32 protein-coding genes are annotated in these 25,873 nt (G+C 68.2%); 14 read left to right on the top strand and 18 right to left on the bottom strand.

The genetic code is table 11. The annotated features are described in order from the left end of the window. Positions 1-4 precede the first annotated feature (4 nt). Positions 5-2,902, bottom strand: a complete 2,898-nt coding sequence (locus POL67_RS02275; RefSeq protein ID WP_271915075.1) for a DUF4175 family protein — start codon at positions 2,900-2,902, stop codon at positions 5-7. Positions 2,903-3,049: 147 nt separating this feature from the next. Here POL67_RS02275 and POL67_RS02270 point away from each other — a divergent pair, with 147 nt between their 5' ends. Together POL67_RS02270 and POL67_RS02265 are read left to right on the top strand one after the other, a co-directional pair. Beyond that, entirely contained in the window at positions 3,050-4,258 is a 1,209-nt protein-coding gene (locus tag POL67_RS02270; protein ID WP_271915073.1) for a radical SAM protein, read from the top strand. An 8-nt stretch (positions 4,259-4,266) separates the two neighbouring features. Further along, positions 4,267-5,640: a serine/threonine-protein kinase gene (locus POL67_RS02265; protein WP_271915071.1), complete on the top strand. Its 1,374-nt coding sequence runs from the start codon at positions 4,267-4,269 to the stop codon at positions 5,638-5,640. A 15-nt stretch (positions 5,641-5,655) separates the two neighbouring features. Here the strand turns inward: POL67_RS02265 and POL67_RS02260 are convergent, their stop codons facing one another. Further along, on the bottom strand, positions 5,656-7,023 hold the full coding sequence (locus POL67_RS02260) for a sigma 54-interacting transcriptional regulator (protein ID WP_271915069.1): 1,368 nt from the start codon (positions 7,021-7,023) through the stop codon (positions 5,656-5,658). Between the two features lie 1,109 nt (positions 7,024-8,132). On the opposite strand from POL67_RS02260, the gene POL67_RS02255 reads away from it, so the two are divergent. Further along, positions 8,133-9,077, top strand: a complete 945-nt coding sequence (locus tag POL67_RS02255) for a tyrosine-type recombinase/integrase (protein WP_271915067.1) — start codon at positions 8,133-8,135, stop codon at positions 9,075-9,077. A gap of 9 nt (positions 9,078-9,086) precedes the next feature. Here POL67_RS02255 and POL67_RS02250 read toward each other — a convergent pair whose 3' ends face one another. The 9 genes from POL67_RS02250 to POL67_RS02210 form a co-directional block, all read right to left on the bottom strand. Beyond that, on the bottom strand, positions 9,087-9,317 hold the full coding sequence (locus POL67_RS02250; protein WP_271915065.1) for a hypothetical protein: 231 nt from the start codon (positions 9,315-9,317) through the stop codon (positions 9,087-9,089). 190 nt (positions 9,318-9,507) lie between these two features. Next, positions 9,508-9,750, bottom strand: coding sequence for a hypothetical protein (locus POL67_RS02245; RefSeq protein ID WP_271915063.1), 243 nt, complete (start codon positions 9,748-9,750; stop codon positions 9,508-9,510). Next, positions 9,740-9,937, bottom strand: coding sequence for a hypothetical protein (locus tag POL67_RS02240; protein WP_271915061.1), 198 nt, complete (start codon positions 9,935-9,937; stop codon positions 9,740-9,742). Before POL67_RS02240 ends, POL67_RS02245 begins: the two co-directional genes overlap by 11 nt. Then, entirely contained in the window at positions 9,934-10,227 is a 294-nt protein-coding gene (locus POL67_RS02235; protein ID WP_271915059.1) for a hypothetical protein, read from the bottom strand. Before POL67_RS02235 ends, POL67_RS02240 begins: the two co-directional genes overlap by 4 nt. Positions 10,228-10,266: 39 nt before the next feature. Beyond that, positions 10,267-10,533 carry a hypothetical protein gene (locus POL67_RS02230; RefSeq protein WP_271915057.1) on the bottom strand — a complete coding sequence of 89 codons (267 nt, stop codon included), beginning with the start codon at positions 10,531-10,533 and terminating at the stop codon, positions 10,267-10,269. Positions 10,534-10,535: 2 nt separating this feature from the next. Further along, complete coding sequence (locus POL67_RS02225; protein WP_271915055.1) at positions 10,536-11,183, bottom strand: CHAP domain-containing protein; 648 nt, start codon at positions 11,181-11,183, stop codon at positions 10,536-10,538. Then, positions 11,180-11,635, bottom strand: coding sequence for a hypothetical protein (locus POL67_RS02220; protein ID WP_271915053.1), 456 nt, complete (start codon positions 11,633-11,635; stop codon positions 11,180-11,182). Before POL67_RS02220 ends, POL67_RS02225 begins: the two co-directional genes overlap by 4 nt. 78 nt (positions 11,636-11,713) lie before the next feature. Next, positions 11,714-12,151 (bottom strand): hypothetical protein, encoded by a 438-nt coding sequence (locus POL67_RS02215; RefSeq protein ID WP_271915051.1) that lies wholly within the window; start codon positions 12,149-12,151, stop codon positions 11,714-11,716. A gap of 364 nt (positions 12,152-12,515) precedes the next feature. Further along, positions 12,516-12,875 carry a hypothetical protein gene (locus POL67_RS02210; protein ID WP_271915049.1) on the bottom strand — a complete coding sequence of 120 codons (360 nt, stop codon included), beginning with the start codon at positions 12,873-12,875 and terminating at the stop codon, positions 12,516-12,518. Positions 12,876-13,003: 128 nt separating this feature from the next. Here POL67_RS02210 and POL67_RS02205 point away from each other — a divergent pair, with 128 nt between their 5' ends. The 10 genes from POL67_RS02205 (at position 13,004) to POL67_RS02160 (ending at position 20,603) form a co-directional block, all read left to right on the top strand. Then, on the top strand, positions 13,004-13,678 hold the full coding sequence (locus POL67_RS02205) for a hypothetical protein (RefSeq protein WP_271915048.1): 675 nt from the start codon (positions 13,004-13,006) through the stop codon (positions 13,676-13,678). A gap of 49 nt (positions 13,679-13,727) precedes the next feature. Beyond that, positions 13,728-14,504, top strand: coding sequence for a hypothetical protein (locus tag POL67_RS02200; RefSeq protein ID WP_271915046.1), 777 nt, complete (start codon positions 13,728-13,730; stop codon positions 14,502-14,504). Between the two features lie 3 nt (positions 14,505-14,507). Next, a complete protein-coding gene (locus POL67_RS02195) occupies positions 14,508-15,077 on the top strand; it encodes a hypothetical protein (RefSeq protein WP_271915044.1) in 570 nt (189 codons plus the stop codon). Further along, on the top strand, positions 15,074-16,828 hold the full coding sequence (locus POL67_RS02190) for a hypothetical protein (RefSeq protein WP_271915042.1): 1,755 nt from the start codon (positions 15,074-15,076) through the stop codon (positions 16,826-16,828). Before POL67_RS02195 ends, POL67_RS02190 begins: the two co-directional genes overlap by 4 nt. Positions 16,829-16,915: 87 nt before the next feature. Further along, a complete protein-coding gene (locus POL67_RS02185; RefSeq protein WP_271915040.1) occupies positions 16,916-17,635 on the top strand; it encodes a hypothetical protein in 720 nt (239 codons plus the stop codon). Next, positions 17,632-18,237, top strand: a complete 606-nt coding sequence (locus POL67_RS02180; protein WP_271915038.1) for a hypothetical protein — start codon at positions 17,632-17,634, stop codon at positions 18,235-18,237. Before POL67_RS02185 ends, POL67_RS02180 begins: the two co-directional genes overlap by 4 nt. After that, the gene (locus tag POL67_RS02175; RefSeq protein WP_271915036.1) at positions 18,231-19,052 is read left to right on the top strand and encodes a hypothetical protein; all 822 of its coding nucleotides are present in this window, start codon (positions 18,231-18,233) and stop codon (positions 19,050-19,052) included. The genes POL67_RS02180 and POL67_RS02175 overlap by 7 nt, the downstream gene beginning before the upstream one ends. Next, the gene (locus POL67_RS02170) at positions 19,049-19,744 is read left to right on the top strand and encodes a transglycosylase SLT domain-containing protein (protein ID WP_271915034.1); all 696 of its coding nucleotides are present in this window, start codon (positions 19,049-19,051) and stop codon (positions 19,742-19,744) included. The genes POL67_RS02175 and POL67_RS02170 overlap by 4 nt, the downstream gene beginning before the upstream one ends. 12 nt (positions 19,745-19,756) lie before the next feature. Further along, positions 19,757-20,062 (top strand): hypothetical protein, encoded by a 306-nt coding sequence (locus POL67_RS02165; RefSeq protein WP_271915032.1) that lies wholly within the window; start codon positions 19,757-19,759, stop codon positions 20,060-20,062. Between the two features lie 40 nt (positions 20,063-20,102). Continuing rightward, positions 20,103-20,603: a hypothetical protein gene (locus POL67_RS02160; RefSeq protein WP_271915030.1), complete on the top strand. Its 501-nt coding sequence runs from the start codon at positions 20,103-20,105 to the stop codon at positions 20,601-20,603. On the opposite strand, the gene POL67_RS02155 is transcribed toward POL67_RS02160, so the two are convergent. From POL67_RS02155 to POL67_RS02130, 6 genes are all read right to left on the bottom strand, one after another. Beyond that, complete coding sequence (locus tag POL67_RS02155) at positions 20,590-20,841, bottom strand: hypothetical protein (protein WP_271915028.1); 252 nt, start codon at positions 20,839-20,841, stop codon at positions 20,590-20,592. The two genes, POL67_RS02160 and POL67_RS02155, sit on opposite strands and share 14 nt — an antisense overlap. Continuing rightward, positions 20,838-21,119: a hypothetical protein gene (locus POL67_RS02150; protein ID WP_271915026.1), complete on the bottom strand. Its 282-nt coding sequence runs from the start codon at positions 21,117-21,119 to the stop codon at positions 20,838-20,840. The genes POL67_RS02155 and POL67_RS02150 overlap by 4 nt, the downstream gene beginning before the upstream one ends. A 37-nt stretch (positions 21,120-21,156) precedes the next feature. Next, positions 21,157-21,744, bottom strand: a complete 588-nt coding sequence (locus POL67_RS02145) for a hypothetical protein (protein WP_271915024.1) — start codon at positions 21,742-21,744, stop codon at positions 21,157-21,159. After that, positions 21,741-21,911 carry a hypothetical protein gene (locus POL67_RS02140; RefSeq protein ID WP_271915022.1) on the bottom strand — a complete coding sequence of 57 codons (171 nt, stop codon included), beginning with the start codon at positions 21,909-21,911 and terminating at the stop codon, positions 21,741-21,743. The genes POL67_RS02145 and POL67_RS02140 overlap by 4 nt, the downstream gene beginning before the upstream one ends. Before the next feature lie 325 nt (positions 21,912-22,236). Next, on the bottom strand, positions 22,237-23,193 hold the full coding sequence (locus POL67_RS02135) for a hypothetical protein (protein WP_271915020.1): 957 nt from the start codon (positions 23,191-23,193) through the stop codon (positions 22,237-22,239). Further along, positions 23,190-23,633: a hypothetical protein gene (locus tag POL67_RS02130; RefSeq protein ID WP_271915018.1), complete on the bottom strand. Its 444-nt coding sequence runs from the start codon at positions 23,631-23,633 to the stop codon at positions 23,190-23,192. The genes POL67_RS02135 and POL67_RS02130 overlap by 4 nt, the downstream gene beginning before the upstream one ends. Before the next feature lie 133 nt (positions 23,634-23,766). On the opposite strand from POL67_RS02130, the gene POL67_RS02125 reads away from it, so the two are divergent. Further along, complete coding sequence (locus tag POL67_RS02125) at positions 23,767-24,873, top strand: serine/threonine-protein kinase (RefSeq protein WP_271915016.1); 1,107 nt, start codon at positions 23,767-23,769, stop codon at positions 24,871-24,873. A 12-nt stretch (positions 24,874-24,885) separates the two neighbouring features. On the opposite strand, the gene POL67_RS02120 is transcribed toward POL67_RS02125, so the two are convergent. Beyond that, entirely contained in the window at positions 24,886-25,758 is an 873-nt protein-coding gene (locus POL67_RS02120; protein ID WP_271915014.1) for a hypothetical protein, read from the bottom strand. Positions 25,759-25,873 lie beyond the last annotated feature (115 nt).

Raw genomic sequence — 25,873 nt, 5'->3', positions numbered from 1 at the left:
GACCTCATCGCAGGAGCCCCTCCGCGTAGCGCTTCACGGCTTCCTTCAGCAGCGGATCCGACGAGCCGCCGAGCCCTTCGAGCACGCGCTTGCGGAACGCGTCGGGACCCTTGTGGCCTTCTTTGCCCGGGATGTCCGCCTTCTTCGCCATCGACCGCCCGTCGCTCGACTCGGGCCGCTCCTGGCTGCTCTCGTTCTCCTCGTTGTTCCGCTCGCCGCGCGCCATCTCCAGGAGCCGCTGCGCGTTCTGCTGATGTTCGAGCCCCGCCTCGCCGTCGCCCTCGGCGAGCGCGCGCTCGGCGTCACGCATGCTCTTCTCGGCGCGGTCGAGCAAATCGAGCGTCTCTTCGGGCAGGCTGCCGTCGCCCGACGCGCCCTTCTCCCCGAGCTTGCGCGCGCGCTCGGCCATCTGCGCCTCGCGCTTGCCGCTCTTCTCCAGATCGCCCTTCGCGCGCTCCGCGGCCGATTTGCGCAGCTTTTCGAGCGCCTGCTCCGCCCACGCGAGCTCCTCGGAGAGGCCCGGCCGTGCTCGCTCCGCCTCGCGACCGGCGCTCTGCTCGCCCATGTCCCACTGATCGGCGTCTTGCCCGCGCTTCTTCGCGTCTTCGAGCGCGCGCAGCGCCTCCTTGCCGCTTTGCACCGCGTCGCGCGGCCGGCCTTGCTCCAGCGCGTCCGCCATCGACTCGGCGAGGTCACGCGCCTGTTTGCCCGCGGCCGTCGCCGAACCCGGCTCGCCCGCGCGCCTCGGAAGATTCTTGATCGACTCGCGGATCGCCTCGGCGTGCTTCTTCGCCTCGTCCTTCAGCTCGTCGAGCTCGTCCTGCGAGAACGCACGTTCGAGGGCCTGCTCCACGTCTTCGAGCTCGTTCGAGTGCTCGCGGATCAGGTCTTCGAGCTCCTGCTCGCCGGCCTCCGCCGCGTCGTCCGCGCTCGAAGGATCCCCATCGCCCGTCCCACCCCCACCGGCGGCCGACTCCGTGCCACTCCCGCTTCCGCTTCCGCCTCCACCCGCGAACGACGGATCGGGATTTCGCAGCCGCGCCGCGAGGTCCCGTGCCGCCAGCTCCGCGTGGAACAGATCGTTCGCCTTCCGCGCCCGATCGATCCGCCGGAGCCCGTTCGCCACGATCTCGCCGAGATCCAACCCGAGCTGCCCGAGCCGCAGCAGTTGCTTCCCTCCCCCATCGAGCACCGTCACCGCCGCATCGAGCCGCGCCACGCCGTTCGCCGAATCGCTCCCGCGTTGCCCTGCCGCCACGGCCGTCGCCTCCGCGGCTTCATCCGCGACCGTCGCGAGCCGCTTCGACACGCGGCGTGTATCCGACGTCCCGAGCGAGCGCGCGGCCGCGTCGATCGCGAGCAGCACCTCCTCGCTCTCCTCGACGAGCTTCTGGTGCGTCACGGCCGACGGCTGCTTCTGCTCCTCCGCGAGCGCGACCTCCAACCTGCGAAGCTGCCCACGCGCGAGCGCAAGCGCGCGACGCGGGAACCGCAAACCGCCGTACGTCCCGGCGAGCGCCTCCTCGACCACGCCGAGCGCCTTCTCTTGCGCATCGCGCTCCTTCTTCACGTGCTCGGTGCTCTGCTTGCCTGTCGGCGCGTCCTCCACGAGCCGCATCGCGACGAGGTCCGTCAGCGCGTCGCGCGCTCGCACGAGCGCCTCGTACCGGAGCGCCTCCGGCTCGCCGACCTGCGGCGGGATCACCACGACGGCCGCGCTCTTGCCCCACTTCGGCCCGACGATCGGATCGTTGTCGCGCGCCTCGACCGTGATCTCCACGGGCAGGAAGTTGCGCTTGAAGAACGCATCGCCGCCGAAGACGATCCGGTGCGAACCTCGATCCGACTTGGGATCTCCCTGCGGCCGCGACAGCACACGCCGCGCCTCGCGCCCACCCGAGCGGTACACGAGATCCACCTCGCGCAGGCCGTGATCGTCCGTCGCCTCGTACGACACGACGATCTCCGGCTCGTCGAGCATCCGCACCGTGCGTGGCGCGTCCTCGACCAGCACCTTCGGCGCGAGGTCCGGGATCGACGTCACCTCTTGCTCGTCGGCCTGCGCGATGCGCACGTCGCCGAAGCGCGCCGCGATCCGCAGCGTCGCCGTCTCACCGAGCTCCCACCGCGCCACCACGCCGCCCCCGCCGTCGAACGCGAACGGCACCTCGACCTTGCCGTCCGTCAGCACGAGCGTGCGGCTCGGAAACATCGGACGACCGTGCACGGTGAGCATCGTCCCGCGCGGCAACGACGTCGCCTCGAACGTGTCGATCACCCGGCCGTGCTGGTGCAGGTACTCGGGCGGCTTCGCGACGATGTTCACGTCCTCGAGGTACGAGAGCGGCAGCGGCGCCTCGCCGTTTCGCGCCACGAGCACGTCGAGCCCTTCGACCACGCGTTGCTCGATCGCCGCGCCGAACACGGCCACGAGCGCGAACACGAGCCCCGCGACGGACCACCTCCGCGCCGCGGCCGACGCGCGCTCCGCGATGCGCTCCATCGACGCGCGGCTCAGCAGACGCGCGAGGTGAAGCCGAGCGAGCGACGCCGACCCGCGCGTCGCGTCCTTCGCCGTCTGCTCCACGAGCCCGAGCCCTCGCACCGTCGCCGCGGCGAGCTCCGGGTCCGTCGGGCCGATCGTCTCCAGGATCGTGCGCCTTGGATCTTGCCGGCGCCGGTGCAGCACGATCGCGCGGACCACGAGAAACACGCAGAACGCGGCGAGCAGCGAGGCCACGGTCGCTCGCACGGCTGGGGTCCCTCGGCGGGCGAGGTGCGCGAGGCCGATCAGCAGGGCGGCGGCGAGCGCGACGAGCGTGCGGCGCGCGGAGGGACGGATCTCGGCTTCCCAGGTGGAACGGAGCTGGGCGAGCAAGGCAACCGGGACGTCGTGCTCCACGGCGGAGAACGTAGCAGACCGGAGGCTCGTCGCTTCTCCCCTCCGTTGCCGCCCCCGAGCACCTCCCGTACGATGCGGAGCGGCCCTCGTCCTTGCGGCGCGCCGGCCCCTGCGAACTTCTACATCCCGACATCCGGGAGATCTCGCTTGGCGAACATCGGCTACATCCAGGTCGTCCGGCATTGCAACCATTTTTGCGGGTTCTGTTCGAACCCCACGACGCCCTACGTGCACACCTTCGACACGATGAAGGTGCTCGTCGACGATCTGGTGAAGCGCGGGTATTTCGGGGTCATCCTCACGGGCGGCGAGCCCACGCTGCACCCGGAGCTGCCGCGCATCGCGGCGTATGCCTCCGCGCAAGGCCTCCACGTGCGGATGATCACGAATGGCTCACGGCTCGCGGACCCTGAATTCGCGCGTGCCGTGGCCGAGGCGGGCGTCCGGCTCGTCCACGTCTCGGTGTATTCAGTGCGCCCGGACGTGGAGGCGATCCTCCGCGGCACGGACGGTACGCTGGAGAAGGCGTTCGCCGCGGTGCGCAATGCGCACGACAATGGCATCGAGATCAACGTCAACTGCGTCATCAACAAGCTGAACGCGGATCACCTCGACGAGAACATCGATCACTGGATCGAGCATCACCCGTACGTGCGCCATTTCGTGTGGAACAACCTCGACCCGTCGATGGGCCGGGCCGAGGTGAACCAGGCGCAGTTCACGCCGCGCCTCGCCGATTTCGAGGTCTCGCTCCAGCGCGCGATGCGCAAGCTCCACGCCTCGGGCCGCACGTTTCGCGTGGAAAAGGTCCCGCTCTGCTACATGACCGAGTTTGCCTGGGCGAGCACCGAGACCCGCAAGATCGTGAAGGGCGAGGAGCGCATCGTGCATTTCCTCGACAACAAGCAGACCGTCCGCCAGACCGACTGGGAGCACATCTACGCGCCCGCCTGCGCCCATTGCACACTCCGTCCGATCTGCGGCGGCCTCTTCGACCGAGGCGCGGCCTACGACCCGGAAGAGCTCTCGCCCGTCTTCGTCTCCATGGACGCCGTCGTCGAGACGATCATCACCGACCCGAGCGACCCGAGTTATCCGCTGCGCAATCTGTCTGCGTGGAAGAAGGATTTCGAGCAAAGGCTCGCCGTCGCGCGGGGCGCGGGCGAGGAAAAACCCCATACGTCCGCCGAGGAAATGCGCCCACCGGACGCGCCGCCCGTCGGCATGGTGACCGAAAAGGGCCTCCGGCTCTTCGAGGCGAAGCGGAAGAGCGAGGCGAAAAAGGCGGAATCGCTCGGTGTCTCGATGGAGCACATCGACGTCGCCGTGCCCGACGACGGCCCGAACGGGATCTAGGATGTACCGTGCGAAGTAGAATGGATTCGACGGATCTTGGCGGCGAGCTTCATGCCGGCCCGTATCGGCTCGAATCGGTGATCGCCCGCGGCGGCTTCGGGTTCGTCGCCCGCGCGACACACGCGCCCACCGGCCGCACCGCCGCGGTGAAGGTCATGCACGCCGAGCTCTTCGCCGACCCCACGGCGATCCCGCGCTTCGAGCGCGAGGCGGCGATCATCTTCGAGCTCCCCCACCCGAACGTCGTCCGCGTCCACGAATTCGGCCGCCTCGCCGACGGGCGCCCCTATTTCGCCATGGAACTCCTCACCGGCCAGAGCCTCGACGCGCGCCTCGCCGCGGCCGGCCGGCTCCCGATCGACGAGGTCCTCGGCATCCTCGAACCCCTCGCGGACGCGCTCGCCGCCGCGCACGCGCGTGGCATCGTCCACCGCGACATCAAGCCCTCGAACGTCTTCCTCGCCGAAGGCCGCACCGAGGGCCGGGTCGTCCTCCTCGATTTCGGCGTCGCCAAGCTCCTCGACAGCGCCGGCCCCTCGCTCACCGCCTCGCGCGCGACGCTCGGCACCCTCCCGTTCATGGCGCCGGAGCAGGTGCTCGGACAACCCCTCGATACACGCGCCGACGTGTATGCCCTCGGCGCGCTCGCATTCGCCATGCTCACGGGAAAACCGCCGTTCGGCGATCAGGCCACCGCCGTCGTCCGCCAGATTCACCTCCACGCGCGACCGCCTCGCCCGAGCGAACGCGCTCCCGTCGATCCCGCGCTCGACGAGCCCCTCCTCCGCGCGCTTTGCCGCGATCCTGCGGGCCGCCACGCCTCCGCGCCGGAGTTCGTCCGGGCACTCCGGACGGCGAGCGGCGCCGCGACGAGCCCGCAACACCCGAAGCCCGACGCCGCCTCCGTCCGCCCCTCCATGGCCATCTCCGTCTCGCTCCGCGCCGATCCGGCCGCGCTCGCGGACGGCGACGAGGCGCTCTTCACGGCCCTCGAAACGAGCCTGCCCCTCGTCTCGGCCGAGCTCACCGCGGCCGGCCTCGTGCTCTCCCGGGAGACCGCGACAAACCTGCTCGCCGTCTCGCCCGCCCCGCCCGACCCGCCGTTCGCCCGACGCGTGCTCGAAGCGTGTGTCCGCGCCTATCGTCGCGTCCTCGCGGGCCCCTTGTCCGGACAACCTGCCGACCTCGGCATCGTCGCGCACGTCGGCGCCCTCCACACGAGCGAGACCGGCACGATCCTCCCCGGCGGCCTCCTCGACGTCCCCGCGTGGTCGCCGGGTCCCGTGCGAGGCGTCGTCGCCACGAGACAAACGCTCGAAGGCCAGGATCTCCCGCGGTCGGCATTCCCGAACGACCCGCGGTTTTTCTTTCTGGAACGATGAGGGTGGCGCGCGGCGTCACTCCTCCACGGCCGATATCCCGTGCCGCCGCAAAAGCTCCCGCAGGTGGTTCCGATCCATGTGCGCCGAGCGCGCCGCGCGGGAGAGATTGCCTCCGCTCTGCCGCACCAGCGTCTCGATGTACCCGCGCTCCCATCGCGCAACCGCCCGCTCCTTCGCTGCGCGAAACGAGCCAAGCGCGAGATCATCCTCGTAATCGACCGAGGGCGGCGCCGCCACCTTGGGCTCCGACCCAGGCGCCGCGCCGAGCGTCGCCTCGAACCAGAGCTCCTGGTCCTCCATCAGGATCGCCCGCTCCACCGCCGCGCGCAATTCCCGCACATTCCCCGGCCAATCCTGCTTCGTGAACGCCGCCACGAGCTCGGCCGGCGGCAGCGGATCGCCCGACCGCGCGAATTGCTCGTAGAAATGCGCCACGAGCGGCGGAATGTCCTCACGCCGCTCCCGCAGCGGCGGCAATCGAATGCGCACGATGTTCAGCCGATAGTAGAGATCCGAGCGGAACGTCCCGCGGTTCACCTCCTGCCGGAGGTCACGGTTCGTCGCGGCGATCACCCGCACGTCGAGCTTGACCGGATCGAGACTCCCGATCCGCCGCACGAGCCGCTCTTCGAGGGCCCGGAGCAACTTCGGCTGCATGTCGATCGGCAGCTCGCCAAGTTCGTCTAGAAAAACTGTCCCGCCCGCGGCCGCCTCGAACGCGCCCGCGCGCGATTGCAGCGCCGTCGTGAACGCCCCGCGCATGTAACCGAAGAGCTCGGCCTCGATCAACGTCGGCGGGATCGCGCTGCAATCGATCACGACAAACGGCCCCTGCGCGCGTGCGCTCTTTTGATGGATCACCTCGGCGAGCAGCCCCTTGCCCGTGCCGGTCTCGCCCTCGATGAGCACTGTCGAGTCCGAGGCGGCGATCCGCGGCAAGGCCGCAAAAAGCCTGCGCATCGCCATGCTCTGACCGAGGATCCGGCCATAACGCTCCTCGTCGGCGAGCGGCTCGACGATCTCGTCCGGCAGCGGATCGAAGCGCAGCGTCGATTTGCCGATGCCGAGCACCGCGCCCGGGGCGAGGTAGGCGCCTTCCACACGAAAGCCGGCGACACGCGTGCCGTTGCGGCTGCCGAGGTCGCGCACGAGAAACCCGCGGTCCGTCACGGTGATCACGCAATGGTGACGCGAGACGGCGCCGTCGGTCAGGACGAGGTGGTTGCCGGCGGCCGTGCCCACGGAAAGCTCGGCGCCGTCCGAGACGCGCTCGATGCCTCGATCGGGCCCCGCCGTGACCTGGAGGCGAAAGCGGCCGATGGCGCACTCGCGCGGGCGAACGACGAGGGCCACCGTCTCCTTCGCGTGCGGTTCCTTGCTCATGGTGCGGGCACGGTATCACGAATTCCGTGACCTGACCCCGACACCTCCGCCCGTGTACGCCTCTCTGCTCCACGTGTACACATACCCGTCCCGGGTGCGCTTCGCGCTCACCAATCCGGTGGTCACGATTTCGGCGAGCGCGGTGCGGCAGGTTTCCTCGTGGTACTTCGTAATGCGCGCCATCAACGGCGCGGTCATGCGACAGACCCCATCCCGCTGCGTGTGCCGCGCCAGTTGAAACGCGACGAGCTGCGTGGTCCCGCCAAACCGCTCCTGAATCAGCCGCGCCACAGGCCCCCACGGGCGGAACGGTCCCAGACGTGACGACTCAAGTGCGTTCTCCGCGTCGCCGGCCGTTGGGGCGCTTGACGAACCGCGTGCGGGGGCTATAGACTCCCCATTAAAGGTCGAATCCGACACAAAGACCTCCTAGACCCCTGAGGCTCCTACTTTGCGGGATGGGCCTCGGGGGTTTAGCTTTTTGTCTGGTCACCTACCAAGACCGGAACGGTCTCAGCGGAGATGGTCGGAGGGTGCATGGCGGCCCTCCGGAAATCAAGTGCCCTCGATCGCGCGTTGCGCTGCGTTTCGAAAATACCCCGGATCCCTATAAGGAGCGGACCCCCGCCCAACCACGAACTTGGCTGGGACCTGTCCTCGAAGGGCCCTGGCCCCGTGGCCCAATTGGACTGGCTCCTGAAATAGCTTGACGGCGATCGTGGCATGCGCCGTAGCAAGCGCCGCGTGTGACATGAGCCACCGACATGTGGATTGACACGCACATGAAAACCTGCTCGCAGCAGTCGAGTGTGTTGTAGAGTACGCCGGCATATCAATGCCTGCGGTGAACGGCGTGCGATGTTGACACGCCGCGATCGGTGTGTAGTCGCCGCCCGATTCGGGGACGAACCGCGCACACCGGGGGGCACGTTTCTGGTTTGTCGATGGGTTTGCCTGCGCAACATGTGCGGTACGCTACGGTGCGTGTAGGGGAGGAGGCGCTGTGCTCCCCGGAACCGTTAGGACGCGAACCGGCGGACGTGTGCGAGGGTCGTAGGCGGACATGGCGGGACGCCGGGGGCACGCAGGACGGATAATTGTAGGGAGCCATGACGCTTGTCCCGGTTGCGCCTGACGGTGCCGAGCTGAACCCCGCCCTCGTCTACATCGGCAGCATGAAAAGCCAGGAATCCAAGCGGACGGTGCGCGCTCGCCTCAACAAGGTGGCGCGCTTCTTCCGTGAGGGTGCCACCGCCGCGACGTTCCCGTGGCACGAGCTGCGATACGAGGACGTTCAGAGGCTCCGCGGATATCTGGCCGAAGCGTGCAGCTACAAGACCGCCAACATGTGCCTTTGCTTCCTGCGGAAGACGCTTCGCGTGGCCTGGCGTCTCGGCCTGCTAGATGCGGAGGAGCTCGCGCGTGTGACTGACGTCGAGAGCATCCGCGGCGAGTCCCCGCCCACCGGCCGTGCGCTCGAGCTTGAGGAGGTGCGCGCGCTTCTCGACGCGGCGGCCAAGGACGAGCGTCGATGGCGAGCAAAGCGAGACGCGGCACTCGTGACGATTCTATACTGCGCAGGGATCCGCCGCGCCGAGGCCTCGGGGCTTCAGGCGACGGACATTGAGGATGCGGAAGGGCGGTACTGGCTTCGCGTGCTGGGGAAAGGGAACAAGACGCGACGGGTGCCATTGCCTCGGGATGCGCGGGCTGTGGTCGACGCATGGCTCGACGTGCGGGGGAGGACGGCAGGGCCACTCTTTCCGGCGAGGTCGCGCCAAGGGCAACAGCTCCACGGCAAACCGATGAGCGAAAACACGGTGGGGCGGATCGTAAACCGGCTCGTAAAGCGAGCGTCGCTCGGGCACATCACGCCGCACTTCTTCCGTTACACGTTTATCTCGACCCTTCTCGATGAGAGCGGGGACGTCTCAGCCATCCAAAAGCTTGCGGGACACGCGGACGTGAGCATGACGCTTCGCTACGACAGGCGAGCGGAGAGGGCGCGCGTACGCGCGGTGGACAAGTTACCGCTGCCGTTCGGGGGTGAGTGATGGCGAGGTCTAGAGCGTGTCGAGCTCCGCGCTGATCACCCTCTGGACGGCGTCATCGTCGCGGAGCTCGAAGAGGACGGAGGCCGCGAGGCGGAGGAGCGCGGAGCGGCTCGGGGGGTTCTGGCCGAAGGTGCGCCCGACCCACGAGCGGAACGCCTCGAGCTCGCGCAGCTCGGCGTCGGTGAACCGAACGGCGGTGACGGTGGTTTCCTGCGTCCCGACGCGGTGAGGGCGGCCCATGGGTTACGTATTACGTAACTATGGGCCGCCTGTCGAGCGTTACTCGTTGAGGACCAGAATCCGATAAAGGGCCATGACGTCGGCGAGAGGGCACAAGTAGAGCCTCTCGCCGTACAGGCCCAGCGTGTCATCGCGCCAGAAGAAGGGCTGTCCAAACATCACTCCCACCATCCCGACTCGATGAGCGCGTCTATACCGGCTCGAGCTGATCGACACGGAATCCGAGAGGCACGTGCGCGGGCTCATCGTTGACGAGAAACATTGAAGTCCCTTTCAGGGCGTGCCGGTGCTCCACCTCGTCAAGCGCGACCCACACGAGGGCGTAACAGCCTGACTCGTCGCGGTTGTCGATCAGCACCCGCCCCACCTTGCCGCTATGCCGCACCCGCACGCGGTCGCCCTTCTGGTAGCGCACGGTGGCTTTAGTCGTCACTGCCGAACCCGGCGAGGACCAACCCACCCACAACCATCGCCAGGGTGATCAGAATGGCGAGCTCGGGCTCCGTGTCAGCCAAAGCCGCCACCCTGCCGGTCGAGTTGGCGAGCACGAGCGCGAGCGCGCAGAGCGCGAGGAACCCATAGGGCGGCGGCTCCCTGGGCCAGGGAGCAGTCTTGGTCACGAGTCGACACCCGCGATGTTGTCGGGCGACATGTACGGCATGACGCTCGGCAAGGGGATGTGTCGCACACCAACGCGCCGCCTGGCCACGGCCGCGGCCGCCATCGCCTTGAGCCCCTGGCGGAGCGCGGCGACGGCGATGTTGTGGTCGGTCGGATGCTTGACGCCAGGCGGGAGCTTGGCACCATCGCAATCGAGACGCGCGAGCTGCGCGACGGTGTCGAGCAGGATGCGGCACTCCGGGTCGTCGAGCACGAGGGTGAAGAACGGATTGTTGGACGTGTCGGCCATGGGAGTCTCCTATTCGTCGCGGAACGGTTTCGTAACGCGTTAATCGAAGATGCGGAACCCAGCCTCCTCGAGCTCGCGTTGCTGCGAGGGGGACAGGCCGGGGTAGTCGAGCGGCTTCGCGTCGAGCTCGTCGTCGAACGAGACGGCATCGAGCAAAACGTAGTAGGTGCGCTCCTCCCCATTCTCGACCAGGGAGACCCGGCACGATTCGAGGAGCGTGTTGACGCGGTCTGCGTAGGCCTTTCGCCCTCGGTCGGGCCCGGAAAGGATGACCACGCGGCGCTTCGGGTTCTTTCGCTTTGCCATGGTCACACCACGAGCAGAGGGTCGAGCGAGCCAATCCCGAGGAGCCGCGGGTCCGCGAACGTGCGGTACATCAATGCGACGCGATCGCTTCTCGTGCCGCTGTTTCCCTCGATCGTGTGGAAGCCCTTTCCATCGCGGTCGACGCTCTCGACCACGCCGATGTGGCCCATCCACGACCCCGGGTCGCCGCGGTGCCACACCGCGATATCGCCGGGGCGAACCTTCGCGGCGGTGAGCTTCGCCGCGGGAATCCAGGTTCCGCGCGCCTCGAGCTGCTCTTTGAAGGCCTTCGCGCGGGCGCCACCGGCGATCGGGGGCGGACCACCGAGCCCCATGTACGCCTCGCGCATCCACGCGGTCACGGCCGCGGCGCACCAGTTGGCGGGTGGGGAGATCCCCACGGCGGCGAGGTAGCGGTCGACGACCGGCCCCGTGTTCGCAAAGGTCTCAGCGACGCCCTGCCGCAGGGCGCGTTGCGCGGCCGCGAGCAGAGCGGGACCACCTCCGAGCGGTGGCGCCGTGGGGGAGGAGCTGCGCGACGAGGGCGCCGCCGCCGGCCGGGGGCGGCGCGTTCCGCCGAGGAGCTTGTAGGCGACCAGGCCGACGGCGGCGCCCGCGACGGCCACGCCGAACCCCAAGGCCGGCTTCACGAACGCCTCCGGCGCCCGGACCGCGGCGCGTCCACGCCGCTCGTCGTCGGCGCGCTCTGCGCGGCCTCGGCGGCGCGCCTCGCGGCGTCGCCGAACCTCGAGCCAGCCCCGCCCTGCGCTTTCTTCGGCGGGGGTCTGCTGTGGTACTCGTGGATCTCCAGGGGCCGCTCGGGAGCCGGCTTGGGGGGCGGCGCTGGGGTTGTCCCAGGCGACGCCGAGGCCGCCGGGGGCGCCGCGGGCCGCTCCTTCGCGGCGGCCTGCTCGCGTTCGGTGGCCTGGACGATTTGCTCCGGTGTCGCCCGCAGAGCGCCACGGAACGCGGCGTCGATGCCGTCACCAGAGCCGCTCCCACGCGCGAGCTCGGGACGCTCGCGCTCGCGGTCATGGAGGAGGCGATAGACGACGTATCCACCGCCGCCGACGCCGAGGAGGAATAGGAACAGGAGGGGCATGGCTGGTCTCCACCACGGGTCCGACGCGGCCCACAGACAGAGCCGGCCCCGCGCGGCGAGAGGGTCAGGAGGTGGGGTTCAGGACTTCGCGGCGTCGTGCTCGGTCGGCTTCGGCAGCTCGGCCTTGGCCGCCGCGGCGTCGTGCTCGGTCGGCTTCGGCAGCTCGGCCTTGGCCGCCGCGTCGTCATGCTTTGCGAGCACCTCGATCGCGATCCCGAGCACCTGGAACGCGGCCTGCGTTCGCACCTCCGCGACGCCTGCAATCGTGATGGCCTTGGCGATCTGCCCCGCCCGCGCGGACTGCACGTCGTTCGGCATCACGTGGGAGGCCAGCCACCGGCCGAACGTCTCGGGCTCCACGGTCGCGGCCGCCGCCCGGATCGCCTGCACCGACTCGATGGCGAGTTGCTGCGCATAGGTCCCGACGGTCACCCCGTCCGTGGGGACCACGCACCAACCTGCCATGAAAAAGGCCACCACGGCCACCACCACATTCCGTTCCGCCTGGGCGTCCATATCGCTCCTTCCCTTGTGAGGGGTCAGCCTCGGTTCCGAGGAGCGTCGACTATGGCCCGCGAAACGGGGCGTAACGCTTGCGCAAGTCGAAACCCCCCGTGTGTCCAGCGGCTTCGACTTGCAAGCGCAATCGTATTCCGGTCGGCTGGTAGCTCTTGCTAGCGCGGCGACTTCTTATCTACGCCGCGGGCAAACCGCTCGACGGTCGGGACCACGCGCTCCCGAAAAAACGCGCGCGCCTTCGGAGCGCACGACGCGCAGAACGGCACCGACTGGGGATCGAAGCCCTTGCCACAGGCAGGACAGCGCCCGGATACCGCGCGGTCGCAGACGATCAGACCCACGATCAGTCCACGTATGACGCTCATCCGTGCAGTGCAAAGGCGGCCGCGGCCGCGAGTTGGTCCGAGGGCTCCTCATGCTTCGCCACCCGGACGAGCGTGTGAAACGAGGCGTCGTTGACCACCTGAATCACCGCACAGCGAGCGCAGTTCTCGTGCGAGCCGTCGTGCTCCTTCAAACGCATACGACGTGCGATCCGGAGGATATTGTTGCGGTGCGACGGCGTCGGGAACAGCCGCACGCACTGCACGGTCGGCAGTGCAGCGACGGCGCGGCAGCGCGCGAGAAACGGGCCCTCAAGACAGGCACGTACCGTGTCAAGACGAGCCGCAATCGTTACGTCCCCGGGGAACCGATCGTACCGACCGTCAAGGCAATTCACGGCCATAGCTCACCTCACGCTTGCAGACTTGCGGGCGCAAGCGACTTGCGGCGCAAGCCTAGCAGTTGCAAGTCGGAAGTGGGTCGCGCCGGACTTCGATAGCGCTTGCGCATGGGAAAATTCGACCCATGCCTCCGCCTCCTCCGAAAGCAACGATTGCCCGTGCCGCGCCGAAGCCCAGCGCGCCGGGCGCGGGCAAGGTCAGTAAACGGGCGATGGTCCTCGCCGCGGGCCGGAAGGTGGCCGCGGGTGGCAAGACCGCCGGACGCGCGATCGTTCGTGGCGCCGTCGTTGGCGGGCGAGCGCTCGCCACCGCTGGCAAGGCCACGACGCGGGTGATCTATCGCCAGGTCCGGGAGAACTGGAAGACGGTCCTCTTGAACGAGGGGCTCGGCTTCGGGGCGCACACGGCCACGTTCTTCGCCGATCGGGCCGCATACCGCTCTTACCTTCGCGACCTCGAAGGCAATCCGATCCTCCAGTGGCTCGCGAAGCCCAGCAACATTCTGGTGGCCCTCGAGGGTCTTGGCCTCGCGCTCACCAGGGGCAACGTCCGCAAGGCGATCCGCGAGGCCCTCCGCGGGACGCTGCACGCCAAGGTGGGCGAAAACCTCCACGCATGGTTCGGCAACGGCCGCGAGGCCGTGCCGCAGATGACGACGCGCGGAGTCGAGGACGTCGCGGGCGTCGACCAGGGCGAGCCCGAACCGGCGCCCCACGACGTGAGCGGCGTCGAGCCGGATGCGCCCGACGAGCCGGACGAGCTCGAGGGGCCGCCGGACGAAGAGGGCGAGCCCGAATAGGGGCACGCCCATAACCCAACCGCTTTCCCATGCAGACGAATAGGAAGGTATGACCCACCACAGCCACACGCAGCCGAAGATCGCGCTGGTCGGTATCAAAGAGCTCGCGGGCATCCTGGAGGAGATCGGCGCGACGCCCGCCGCCCAAATCGCGAGCCTCGCGCCGAAGTACGTTCAGGCGCTCCAGACCCAGGCGCAACGCATTCAGCTCCCGCAGGTCCGCAGGCTCGCGACGAGCACGGCCGCGAGCCTCTCGCAGATCCACAAGTTCTCGCTCGAGCGGAAGATGCAGCGGGCCGTCCAGCCGAGCCTGCCGATCACGATCTCCTGGGACGGCGTCCCTGCCAATACGGCGGGCGCGCAGGCGACGATGAGGGCGCCCTACAGCGGCCAACCGTTCCGTGTGACGGAGATCGAGTGCCTCACGCAGGTCCCGTTCCGGTTCACGGAGTTCAATATCGGCGGCATCGATTTCGCCGAGCCGTCGCGGAGCCGCGTCACCTACGACGGCGCCATCGGAGCGGTGGCCACGGCGAACCGCGGCTTGGACTTCCCGACGATCAAGGCTCGCGACAAGACGCGGCCGATCGATGCCAACTGGTCGCCGTGGGTGAACGTCGACTTCACGAGCGACGCGACGATCACGGTCACGCCGTTCAACTACGGCACCGTCACGGGTGCCGTCCTGCTGACGATCTACACGCGCTCGAACCCCTGCGGCAACCAGTTCAACAAGCAGGCGTACTACAGCGGCGCGGCGAAAGCAGTTGCCGCGAACGCGATCATGGGCGCGTCGTACATCAACGCGCTCGACGGGATCGGCTGAACCGTGCTCGTCTCGGTTGACACGGATGCGGCGGGGGCGGCGGAGCTCGTGGCGGGACTCGTGCGAGTCAACGTCCGCGATTGCCTCCGCTCGCCCACGTTGCGCCGTGCGCTGATTCTGCGGTGTCGGGATCGCCGGGACTTGCTGCGGTACGCGGACGACGCAAAGGCCAGCCCATTCAAGCGTGATGAATGGGCGGCCTGGTCCGTGAATGCCACGCGCTACGGATGCGTGCGTGCGAATCCGAATGCGAGGAAGGGCGATGACCCGTACCTCCCCGGCGACGATGACGCAGTCGTCATTGACGACTGTGAGGGCCTCACGGCCATGGACTTGGCCGCGCTCGTCCTCACGGAGTTCCCGGACGAGCTCTACGCCGCGATCACGCACCCGAACGGCACGACGGTCGCCCACGCGTACCTGCGGCTCGGCCCACGCGGGCCCACCCAGCGCGTGTGGGATCCGTCGGTGCCGGCGGGGATGAAGGCTCCCACGAAGCCTGGCTGGTACGACCAGGACGACACCCGAATGGTCAGGATCGAGCCCCTTTCGCATTTCCTGGAGGCCGCATGAACCCTATCCAGATCCTCGTCGCTGCGGTCCTCGCGGTCGCGGGGGGGCTCGGGGGCGCGTTCGCCGTCGACAAGCTCGTCGACAAACCCAAGCCCCCGAGCCCCCCGCCGAAGCCGGAGACCAAGACGTCGGGTGTCCTGTCGCCCTCGCAGCAGCGGGATCTCCGTCGTCTCGGTCCGCCGGCAGCCGGCAAGAATTACCAGCGGATCGAGGACACCGGCGCGGATGCGTTCGACCGCGCCCTCGACGCGGCGATGTTCACGCCGGCGGCGCCGTACGCCGCCGTCGTGAAGGTCATTCGCCCTCACGCCGAGGGAGCGATGCAGGACCTCATGGCGCCGCCGAAGTCGAAGAAGGCGGCGCCACCGAAGTCGAAGAAGACGGCGCCACCGAAGTCGAAGAAGACGGCGCCACCGAAGCCGAAGAAGGACGACGCGCCACGGAAGGCGGAAGCCTCCGACTGCCCGAAAGGAGTTGTGGTGCTGGACCAGGACAAACCGCAGGACGAAACCGGATTCACGAGCGTGGGCGCCGTACCGCCGAAGCCGAAGCCGCCGGACCGGTTTTACAAGGCCTGGTCCTCGGGCCAGAAGCGCTATTACCAGGCGAAGAAGTCCGACGCGCAGTGGAAGAAGGAGATCGACGCGTACAACGCGGCGCTCAAGGCGTGGAACGAGGCCGTCGCGTTCGACGCGAAGATCACGCTCGAGAAGAAGCGAATCGAGGAGGACATCCGCCGCGCGAAGAGCCAGAACGAGGTGACCGCGCTCAAGAAGCGGCTGGAAGCCGTGACGAAGGCCGGGAACCTGTCGAAGGTCCACGGCGCCAACTGGCGAGGCCGGCCGGCGCTCACCGCGTTTTTCCAGGCGACGGCGCAGAATGGCGTCCCGGCGAACCTCGACGCGAACAAGCTGCTCGAGGCCCTGAACGCATTCGCGGCGCAGCTCCAGACCCAACCGGTGCCCGGCCTCGACCCCAACGCGTTCATGACGCCGATGGCCCCCGCGGTGTCGGACTTCCAGAACCCGTGGGCGGCGCAGCCCGTGGCGCAGCCGCAGCCCTACGCCGCGCCTCCGGGCTACGCGTACGTGCAGACCCCCATGGGCCCGCAGCTCGTGCCGCAGCAGGCCGCCATGCAGCCCGTCGCGCCTCCGGGCTACGCGTACATGCAGACCCCCATGGGCCCGCAGCTCGTGCCGCAGCAGGCCGCCATGCAGCCCGTCGCGCCTCCGGGCTACGCGTACATGCAGACCCCCGTGGGCCCGCAGCTCGTGCCGCAGCAGGCCGCCATGCAGCCCGTCGTGGACCCGTACGGTCAGCAGTTCGTCGCGGACCCGTACGGTCAGCAGTTCGTCGCGGACCCATACGACCCGAACGCCCTGGTCGAGGCGGAGCTCATGAACCTCGCTGGCCACGGCGGTTCGACGGGGACCCCGGAAAGCATCGGGTGGGCGAGCGACTCGGACGTGGAGGGGCTCGAGCAGCTCTTCGGCGACCAGGCCGGGTGGGCCGACGACTCGGACGAGCTCGAGGGCCTCGACGAGCTGCTCTCCGACCAGGCCGGGTGGGCCGACGATTCGGACGAGCTCGAGGGCCTCGACGAGCTGCTCTCCGACCAGGCCGGGTGGGCCGACGATTCGGACGAGCTCGACGTGGGGCGCACCGATTCGGCGTGCTGCACGGCGTGTGCCGTCGGGCAGCCGTGCGAGGGGGGGGCGTGCGGGATCGGCGGAGGGTGCTCGACCTGCTGATCTCGCGATGAGTTTGCCGCCGCGGGGGTGACCGGCGCAACTCGGCGTGTCGGTCGCCCCCGCACTTTTCCTCAAACGGAGGCTACGATGCCCGCCAGCGCAGAACTCGCCAATCCGCTGCTCGACGGTAACTTGCTGCCCCGGCAGAGCTTCACCCGTTTTGCGGAAAATTGCCGGCACGTCGCGAATACGTTCGGGCAAAACTTCCTCCTCCTCACGTACCGTCGTAGTGACGGATACGAAGAACAAATCAACGTCCAGGAGCTCGAAAAGCCGCGGACCGGCACATACAGAGCCCGCATCAAAGGCGACGACCGTGTAGCGGAGGCCGAGTTCACCGCTGCCGCCGACACGACCGCGCACAACCGCGCGAACTTTCTCGATCGGAGCTACCAGGAGCTCATCGAGACCTTAGAGCACAAGTACGCGATCCGGGCGCAGGAAAACCTCGACCTCGAAACACGGCTCGGCGAGGAGCGGAAGCTCCGGTTTCAAGCCGAGGACGCAATGCGTCTCGCCCAGCGCCGCGCCGCGGAGCTCGAGGCGCAGCTCGAGGAAGCCGACGACCAGGTGCTCGACGACTCGCTGATCGAGCTCATCCGCGGCGTGTTCGGCGACTTCACGGGGTGGCTCGAACGCACCGAGGCGGCGCGGACGGCACTCGACGTGATCGAGGCTCATCCGGAGGTGGCCACGGCCCTGCAAGAGCAGGTCCCCGAGGTGATTCTCCTGCTCGCGCACGCGGCCGGCGAGCATACCGGCGACGACGAGGACGCCGATGCGAGCGCAGAGGCGGGATTGCAATGAGCGCTATTTGGAGCGCGGGCGGGGACCCCCTGCACATCTACACCGTGCAATGTGGCTTGCGGGAGAAGCTCGCGGCGAACCTCCTCGATCGCTGGGATCTCGTGTACGTCGACATCCGTCGGCGCGCAGGAACTGTGGAGCTCGACAACGACGGCTACCTCCCACACTTGCAGTACACGCCGCAATACACGCAGACCGAAGAGGACCGCGGTCCGTGGGTCATCACCGGCAACACGGCGGACAAGCCGGTCTTCCGCTTCGATCCCGGGCCGTTCTTTTGCAACGTCGCTGGGAAGATCGTCCTCACGGGAGGCGCGGGGACGGCGGTCTACGTTGTCAGGGTGTATTTGAAGCGCTTTTCCAAAGCCTTCCCCCTTCGTCACACGCTCACAATCGGCACGACCGGAGGGCGCTTTCAGCGTCCACTGGGCGCGTCGGGCCTCTGGCTCCCCAGCAGCACGAACGCGGTACAGGCACACCTCGGCAATTTCAACCGGTCCATTCCTGCGCCGAACGGCGGCTTCGTCGCATGCGGCCCATTCCAGGAATACGTGTTCACGCCGGGCGAGATTGCGACCTTTGAGGTTATCCCCCCATGGTAGGCGCGACCCTTGCGATCGCCGCCTCTGCATGGCTGCTCGGCGGTGGCGCGCGCCTCGTCCAGCAGGCTCGCAAGGCCCCCACGATTCCGGCGCGTCCTGTGGCACCCGCGCAGAAGGCTCAGGGCGCGGTCCTGCCCAAGGTGGGGCTGCTCAGCCCCATCGCGACGGGTCACGCTGGCGGATACCTCATGCAGGGGCTCCGCGACGACGTGTACGCGGCGATCCGCTGGCTCGAAGTGCCCGTTGGGGATCTCGTGGTGACCATGGCGGCGGACGCCGTCCAGGCGTTCGTGCCCGTGGCTTCGTGGAGGCCGCTGCGTCTCCCGGTCTCCTACGCGGACACCGTCGAGGCCTGTCGCGTCGTGGGCGACTGCGTGGCGCCGAACCAGGAGATCGTGGATGCCGCGTACGCCCTGTCAAGCCGCAACGGGCGGCTGATCTTCAATGGCCTCGTCCACAACGAAAAGGACGAGGCGAACATGACGACGCTGGACTTTACCGTGAAGTTCAACACGGGCATTGACCGGCAGCTCGCAAAGGCGCCGCACCCGGGCATGCGCTGCGGGGCCTGGAAATACTGGATCTTGCACTCGCGGATCCGCGAGAAGGGCGCGGTCAACTACGGGGGGTTTGCCGCGAGCGGCGCGCCGATCCAGACGGTCGGTGGGCGGCACGGGCCGACGCACTACGACTACAGTCAGCTGTTCCAGCCTGTGCGCCGCTATGCGCGCACCAAGGGCGGAGCGCGTCTGGACCTCCTCGAGCGGTACGCAGCGCAGGGCGTCCCGGCCGCGTACCTGGAGAAGTACCGTTGATCCTCCTCCTCGCTGCGGCTTTGGGTGCGGGCGTCGGAGCTGCTCGGCGTTACGCCGACCTCCGGCGCCCGCGCTCGCGGCCGATCGGCTACAACGTGTGGGCGTTCGAGGGGCTCGAGCGGCTCCCCGTGGAGACGGTTCTACGGCCGCTCTCGGCCGGCCTCCTCGAGCTCGGCGTCGACCCGAACGCGGTGCTTGCGGTCCTGAAGCACGAGAGCAATTTCAAGCCCGACGCGGCAAACTGGCAGATGGTCGACGGCAAACGTCGGCTCGTCGCGGCAGGGCTTCTCCAGTGGATCGCGGACACGGCGCGCCGGTATGGCACGACGACGGCGCAGATCCTGCAAATGAGCGCCGCCGAGCAGGTGCCCCTGATCCTGCTCTATTGGCGCGACATGGCCAAGACCTTCCCGAGCCAGCGCGGCCGCTGGACGCCAGAACAAGCCCTCCGCGCAACGTTCTACCCGGCGAGCGTCGGGAAGGCCGGCGGCTACGTGATCGGCGACAAGAACGCGAAGCCCGCCGACGACTCCGAAGCCGCTAAGAAAAAGGCCCGCTACTCGCGCCTGATTTACCAGCAGAATGCGGGCCTCGACCGCAACAAGGACGACAAGGTCACCGCGAGCGACGTCGACGACGACGTGAAGCGCGTCTACCTCGCAGCGAAGCAACGCCCCCCGATCCTCATCTGAAAGGAGCCACCTATGCAAGAGGTCAAGGTTCACTTTGTTGGGTTTTCCCTTGGTGTCGTGCTGCTCCCGCTCGCGACCGCGTGCAGCTCCGAGCCGCAGGTCGATGCCGCGAGCGCGAGCGGCGGGGCGGCGCCGAGCTGCTGCGCCGAGGGACAGACGACCGGCGACGTGTGCGGCGTCGAGCAGCGCGGTGTCTGCCGTGGAACGCCCCTCGAGTGTCACGAATGGTGCGTCGAGAACGGCGCTTGCGTGATCAAGCGCGTCGAAGGCCCCGAATGCCGCTCCTCGTGCTCGGCCGAGGCGTGTCCGCCGCAGTGAGTTTCGTACTACGTAACTGACCCCCAAAGGAGCCGCCCCCATGAAGACCTTCAAAGCCCTTCGTCGCTATCTCCACGCGCTTGCCGATCAGGCCGTGGCCGAGACTCGGCTGATCAACGCCGAGGCGAGCCGTCAATACCTCGCCGCGGCGGACGAGGTCGTCAACTTCGTCACGCAGCTCTTGAACCGTCCCGCGCCCACCCAGGCCGCGGGCGCGTCGACGAGCTCGAGCTCCGCGGGGGCGGCGTCGAGCGGTGCCTCAACGGCGGCGGGGGCGGCGTCCGACATCGCGCCGCCCCCCTCGCCGTCTCCGCTCGCCGACGAGGAGCCGGGGGCCGACGAGCTCGACCAGGCGCTCGAGCTGCTCGGCGAGACGCGCTTTCCTGGAATGGTGGCCTTGGCGCGCCGGTACAAGGCCGTCGAGGCCCTCAAGGATCGGCTGAACGGCCGTGGCCTCGCGAACGACGACCCCGAGCAGCTCCTCGAGGCCGTCGTTCGCATGGTGGAGAGCGAACCGGCCGGCGTCCCTACGGGCGCTTAAAGAACAGCACGCTTCCCACAAGCGTGGGCAGCAGCTTGTCCACCGCACCGATCACGGCATCCTGGCACCCCAGGTACCGCACGCACACCCGCCCACCGACGTGATGCCAGTCGACACGTTGGCCGCTCTCCTCGGCCAATGCGAACACCCACCGATTCGCCTCGGCCTTCGTTGCGTCCAACCCGATGAGCACGCTGCCCCTGCTGTAGACCTCCGGATCGCATCGGTCGGAGTTCACGTGATCAGGAGCTCCTGCGTCGCACCCTGGGTCTCGACCATGCACCCCTGCAAGTTCTCAAGCGAGTGATCCGCCACGGCGTCGCCGCAGACCGTGCAAGCCGGTATCACTCCCATCTGCTTCCCATTGACTTCCGCGATTGGTCCGTCCCAATCGTCCCACGGCGTGTCTGCACACCCGCGCAAGTCTTTGGGCGTGTGTTCGTCGATATCCTCGCCGCAGCACCCACATTTGAGCAACACGGGCCCGTCAATGCGAAGTTTCAACGTGGCTTCCATCTGCCCTTCCTCCTCGGTGTAGCGCAGCGGACATCGCTCACGCCGAACGCTGATACCGCTGCTCCCAGGCGAGCCGCTCATCCCACCCGGCCCGAAAATCCCGCCGTCCCACCTCCCAATCCCCCTCGTACTTGTACTTCGCCGACGCGTGCGCCCATGACGCCTCGTCGCACTCCTTCGTCGGTTCGTAGGCGTTCCACCCCGCGCAGAAGTCCTCCATCGCCTCCGTGCGCTCGCTGCGGACCACGTAGCGGCGTTCGGCGTACTTCGTCGCGCGGCTCGATGCCTCGCGACCGCACTGATCGGGGGGCCCGTTCGGGTGGCTGGATCCAGTCCCTTCCCGCACTGCGTGCACCCAATTGCCCATATAGCCCGCGGGCTCCCCCGGAGCGGTGAACGCCGGGGCAAATTCGACGCGCTCGAAGAGCGGCCCATCCTCCCGCTTCCACCAATACAGTGCCCCTTCGGCTACTCCGCCGTGGAATCCTGATTGATGGCGGTCGAGCTCGCAAACAAGGTCGAGCCCTGACGCGTGCCGCGCACCACACTGCGGTGCTTGCCGCGCCGAATCGTCCGGCTCGTCTTCCGCGACCGTCAATTCGTGCCGTAGAAGTGCACTACTCACCAGCCACCTCCTGCCCACCACGGCATCCGCGACGCGAGAAGCCAGGCGAGCGCGTGGACCTTCTGCGCGTCGGTGGGATAGGGGAGATCGCCGTAGGCGAGGCGCCTGCCGTTCCATGCGACCTCGGCGAAGGCCGCGCAACTGCGGTTCCGTTCGTCCGCGGTCACGGATCCACCTCCGGCCCGAACTGGTCCGGCGACCAGGTTGTCCACGGGGAACCTCGCCAGTGGTTATCGAGCTCCGGGAACCACTGCGACACGTCGCCGACCCACGCCACGAGGCGATCGTCGTCGGGGCGGCGCGCAAGGTGTGGCCTCGCCGGCTCACACTCGTTCCCCACACCGCTCGCGTTCGAGCATCGGTGTCCCGTCGGGTCCGCGTTCGCGACCGGATTCGTGCAGCGCAAGCCGGACGCGTGTCGATGTCCGCAAAGGGGCCCAATGGGCGCGTCCACGCCCCGCGCAGTGAGCATTTCGTCCAAGGTGAGCTGTTTCATTGTGCCCCCCGTAGACTCGGCCAAAGCAGGCTGCGGATACGCCGCGCGAGCGGTGCGCTTGCCCCCTCCACGCTTCCACCGCGCAGGCTTACGCAGGTCTCCGCGTCGTCGACGAGCCGCTCGAGCTCCTGCCAGTCCTCGGGCCGCCGCGGGACAAACCCACGGCCCTCGGTCGAGCGCTGCTGCTCGAGCTCGTCGGCGCTTTTCAGCGTCTTGCGCTGCTCGAGCTCGTCAGGCCCTGGGGGGTCCTCGAGGGTGTCGCGCTCCTCCCGCAGTTCATACCCAGACGGCAGCTTGTGCAACGCGCACTGTCGCGAACACAGGAACACGCCGCCGCCCAACACGAAGGCCTGCGACCGCGGCACAAGCGGCCGATCGCACTGGTGACAAAACGTCTCGGCGGCCACCTCAAACTGCTCGAGGACCGCCACGGCCGGCTCGCGCTCGGCGTGATCGGCGAACGTGTCCCGCTGATGGGCATCACCGCCAGCATCGGCGTTTGTCCACGGGCGCTGCTCGAGCGCAGCCAGTCCCGGCTCACTCCAGCCATCCGGGCAGCGCGACCGCGTGCCGTCGGCACCGTGCATCGCACGTGACGTGCCGCAATTTTGGCACGGGTCGTACCCGCCCCCGTCGCGGAGCGCCGTTGGGTCACCCGCGGCGAGACGCGCGCCAATTTCGCCCATGTACAGGCAGTCCTGAGACTCATGCCATTGAAACGTGCACCGCACGTCTAGGTGTGCTTTTTGGCGCCATCCCTTGCAACGGCGGGTGTGCGTGCCGTCTGACAGCGCGACCGAGCCGAACGCGTGCGACCCACAGGCCGGGCACGTGAACACGTCGCGCGCCACCGGCCGCCGGTTCCGCCCCGCGAGGAGCTTGATCCCGAACACCACGGCGCCCGTTCCGAACAGGAACACGGCGATGCTCGCAATAACGAGTTCCGCGCTCATGCCGCCGCTCCTTTCGCTGCCGGGCGTTTGAGAACGGCCAGGACCCCCTGCAACCCCGCACGGACTTGCTCTTGCTCGCCTTGCGACCGTTCACGGAGCGTCGGCACGAACGCCGGCTTGGGAGTCGCCGACGCCTTTGCCTTGTCGCGGACAAGGAGCGCCGTTGCCACATCGGCGAAATCCTGGCAAAGGCGCGCGAGCGGGTGCCTGTGGTTCCGCAAAAAATTGTCTTTGCCGGGCCGCTCGAACCACACCGCCATCACCTCGCTGGCATTGCGCTCCAGCGAAACGGCTGCCGGTTCTTCAGGGCTTTGCCGAGTCTCGGCCAACCACAGCAGGTTTTCGCGCAGCTCTTGTTGCTCTTCAGCGTTCAGCCGTGCGCGACGTCGAGCGGATGGCAGGTTAGCGGGAACGCGGTAGCGGTCCTCGTGCTGGGACAACCATGCAACCAGAATTACACGGTCGACGTCGACGCCCTCGAGCTCCCCGAACGAAGCCGGAGAACACGAACTCCCACGCCTGCTCGCGCCGAAGCAGTTGCTCTTCGTCGGGCGCTGCGTACCATGCCCCCGGATGATTGGTCGGCAGCTCCTCACCGACTACGAGATCGTCCGCGTGCTGGGTCAAGGCGGCATGGGGACCGTCTACGAGGCGAGGAGCACGAAAACCGGCCGCCGCGTCGCGATCAAGTGGCTGCACGTGCGCCCGTTCGCCCCCGACGACCCGGACCTGCTCCGCTTCGAGCAGGAGGCGCGGATCGCCGGCTCCCTCGACTCGCCGCACGTCGTCGCGGCCCTCGCAGTGGATCACGATCCCGAGAGCGGCGTCCCGTTCCAGGTGATGGAGCTGCTCGACGGGGAGGACGTGCGGGCGCTCCTCGGGCGCGTGGGCCCGCTCCGCCCCGACATCGCGCTGCGGATCCTGGCGCAGGCTTGCGAGGGGCTCGCGGCGGCGCACGCGGTGAGCGTCATCCACCGTGACATCAAGCCCGAAAACATCTTCCTCGCGCGGGGCGGGGACGGCGAGGTCACCGTAAAACTCCTCGATTTCGGCGTGGCGAAGATCCGGCGCACGCCCGAAGCGATGGGCGCGGGCGGCGCGCTCACGGCGCCGGCCGTATCGATGACGCAGAGCGGGCAGGTGATCGGCACGCCGCTCTACATGGCGCCCGAGCAGATCGAGAATCCGAAGAAAGTCGACGCCCGATGCGACGTGTATTCGATGGGCGTGACGCTCTACGCGATGCTCGCGGGGGCGCCGCCGCACGCGCACGTCAAATCGCTGGTGGAGCTCTTGTATGCGATCACGACGCAGCCGCCGCCGCCGCTCGCCGAGAGCGCGCCCTGGGTGCCGGCCGAGATCACGCGGTTCGTCGAGAAGGCGACGGCGCACGCCCGCGAGGACCGATTTCCTAGCGTGGAGGCGATGCGCGACGCGCTCCGCCCGCTCTTGCCCGAGGGGTTTTCCCTGCGACAGGGCACGCTCGTCGGCGTGACCGAGGACGAGCGGAAGGTTGTCGCGACACACCTGACGAACCCTCTGACGGCGGTGGCGAAGACGGAGCGGTCGGCGGAGACGGTCAAGACCGCGCGGGCCCGCGCGGGACGAGCGAGGCTCGCGGCGGCTGCGATCACGCTCGTGGTCCTCGGAATCGCGGCGTTTTTCCTGTTAGGCCGTTAGCGCCGCGTCCGATCAGAAGCAGGAGGTCGGGTCCTTGAGCTGCACCCGGATCGTGTGCGGGTTGTAGAGAATGGCGCCCGACGGTTTGCACGACCAGTATTCACCGGCGGGGCCATTCGGGATGCAGGCGGTCTGGCACGCGCCGAGGTACACGAGGCCGCAGCTGTTCCCGGCCTGGTCGCAGATCCGGTGATCGATCCAGGGCTTGCCGCCCGAGGCCGGGCATTGCTGGATCTGCTCGAGCTCGGAGCAGACGTACGCAGAAAACGCCGGCCGGCCGGGGACGATCGGGGTGCGCGAGTCGAACAGGTTCCCGTAGGCGCTCGACTCCTCGAAATCGTACGTCGCGTCGTTCGCGAGGTTCTCGACGATCCGCGGATGATTGCCTTCAAGGAGGATATCGACGTGCGCGCCGAGGACGTTGAGCCGCTGCACCATACACGCGGTCACCCAGCGCTTGCCGTCCGTGGTGAGCCCGCCGTAAAACCACTCGTCCGCGAGCCCCCAGTGCCCCTGGTAGGTCACGCCATTGACGGGATCGAGCACGGACTGCGACGGGTTCAGGGCACACTCGACCGCGTTCTTCAGGACCTCGCGACAGGTCGCGAGCAGCGTCGGCAGGGCGGGCAGGCTCCCGTTTGCGCCGGAGGTGAGCGCCACTTTGCCGAGGTCACGCAGCGCTTGCTGCGAGCCGGAATCCCAGAAACACGGGGGGCCGTAGCCGTTCGTGCCGAACGGAGGATCGTATCCCCCATATCCTGCCGTCTCGAGCGCCACATCGAAATCTTCGGCGTCAAAGGGATTCTCCTCATCCGAGAGCACGCAGCCATTGAGCAGGGCGGCGGAGGAGGCAAGAAGGGCGAGGAGCAGGTGCGACGATTTCATGGGGCTCTCCTGGGGCTCGAAGCGGCTCGACAAAAGATGCCTAGCAGACCCCATGCCACCACGTCCCCGGAGCAAATCCCAGGGAAAACGAGGCCCATACGCGGCCTCGTGCCCC

Origin of the sequence: Polyangium mundeleinium, assembly GCF_028369105.1 — a bacterium.
Taxonomy (GTDB): domain Bacteria; phylum Myxococcota_A; class Polyangia; order Polyangiales; family Polyangiaceae; genus Polyangium; species Polyangium mundeleinium.
This window is presented reverse-complemented; position numbering and strand designations above follow the sequence as displayed.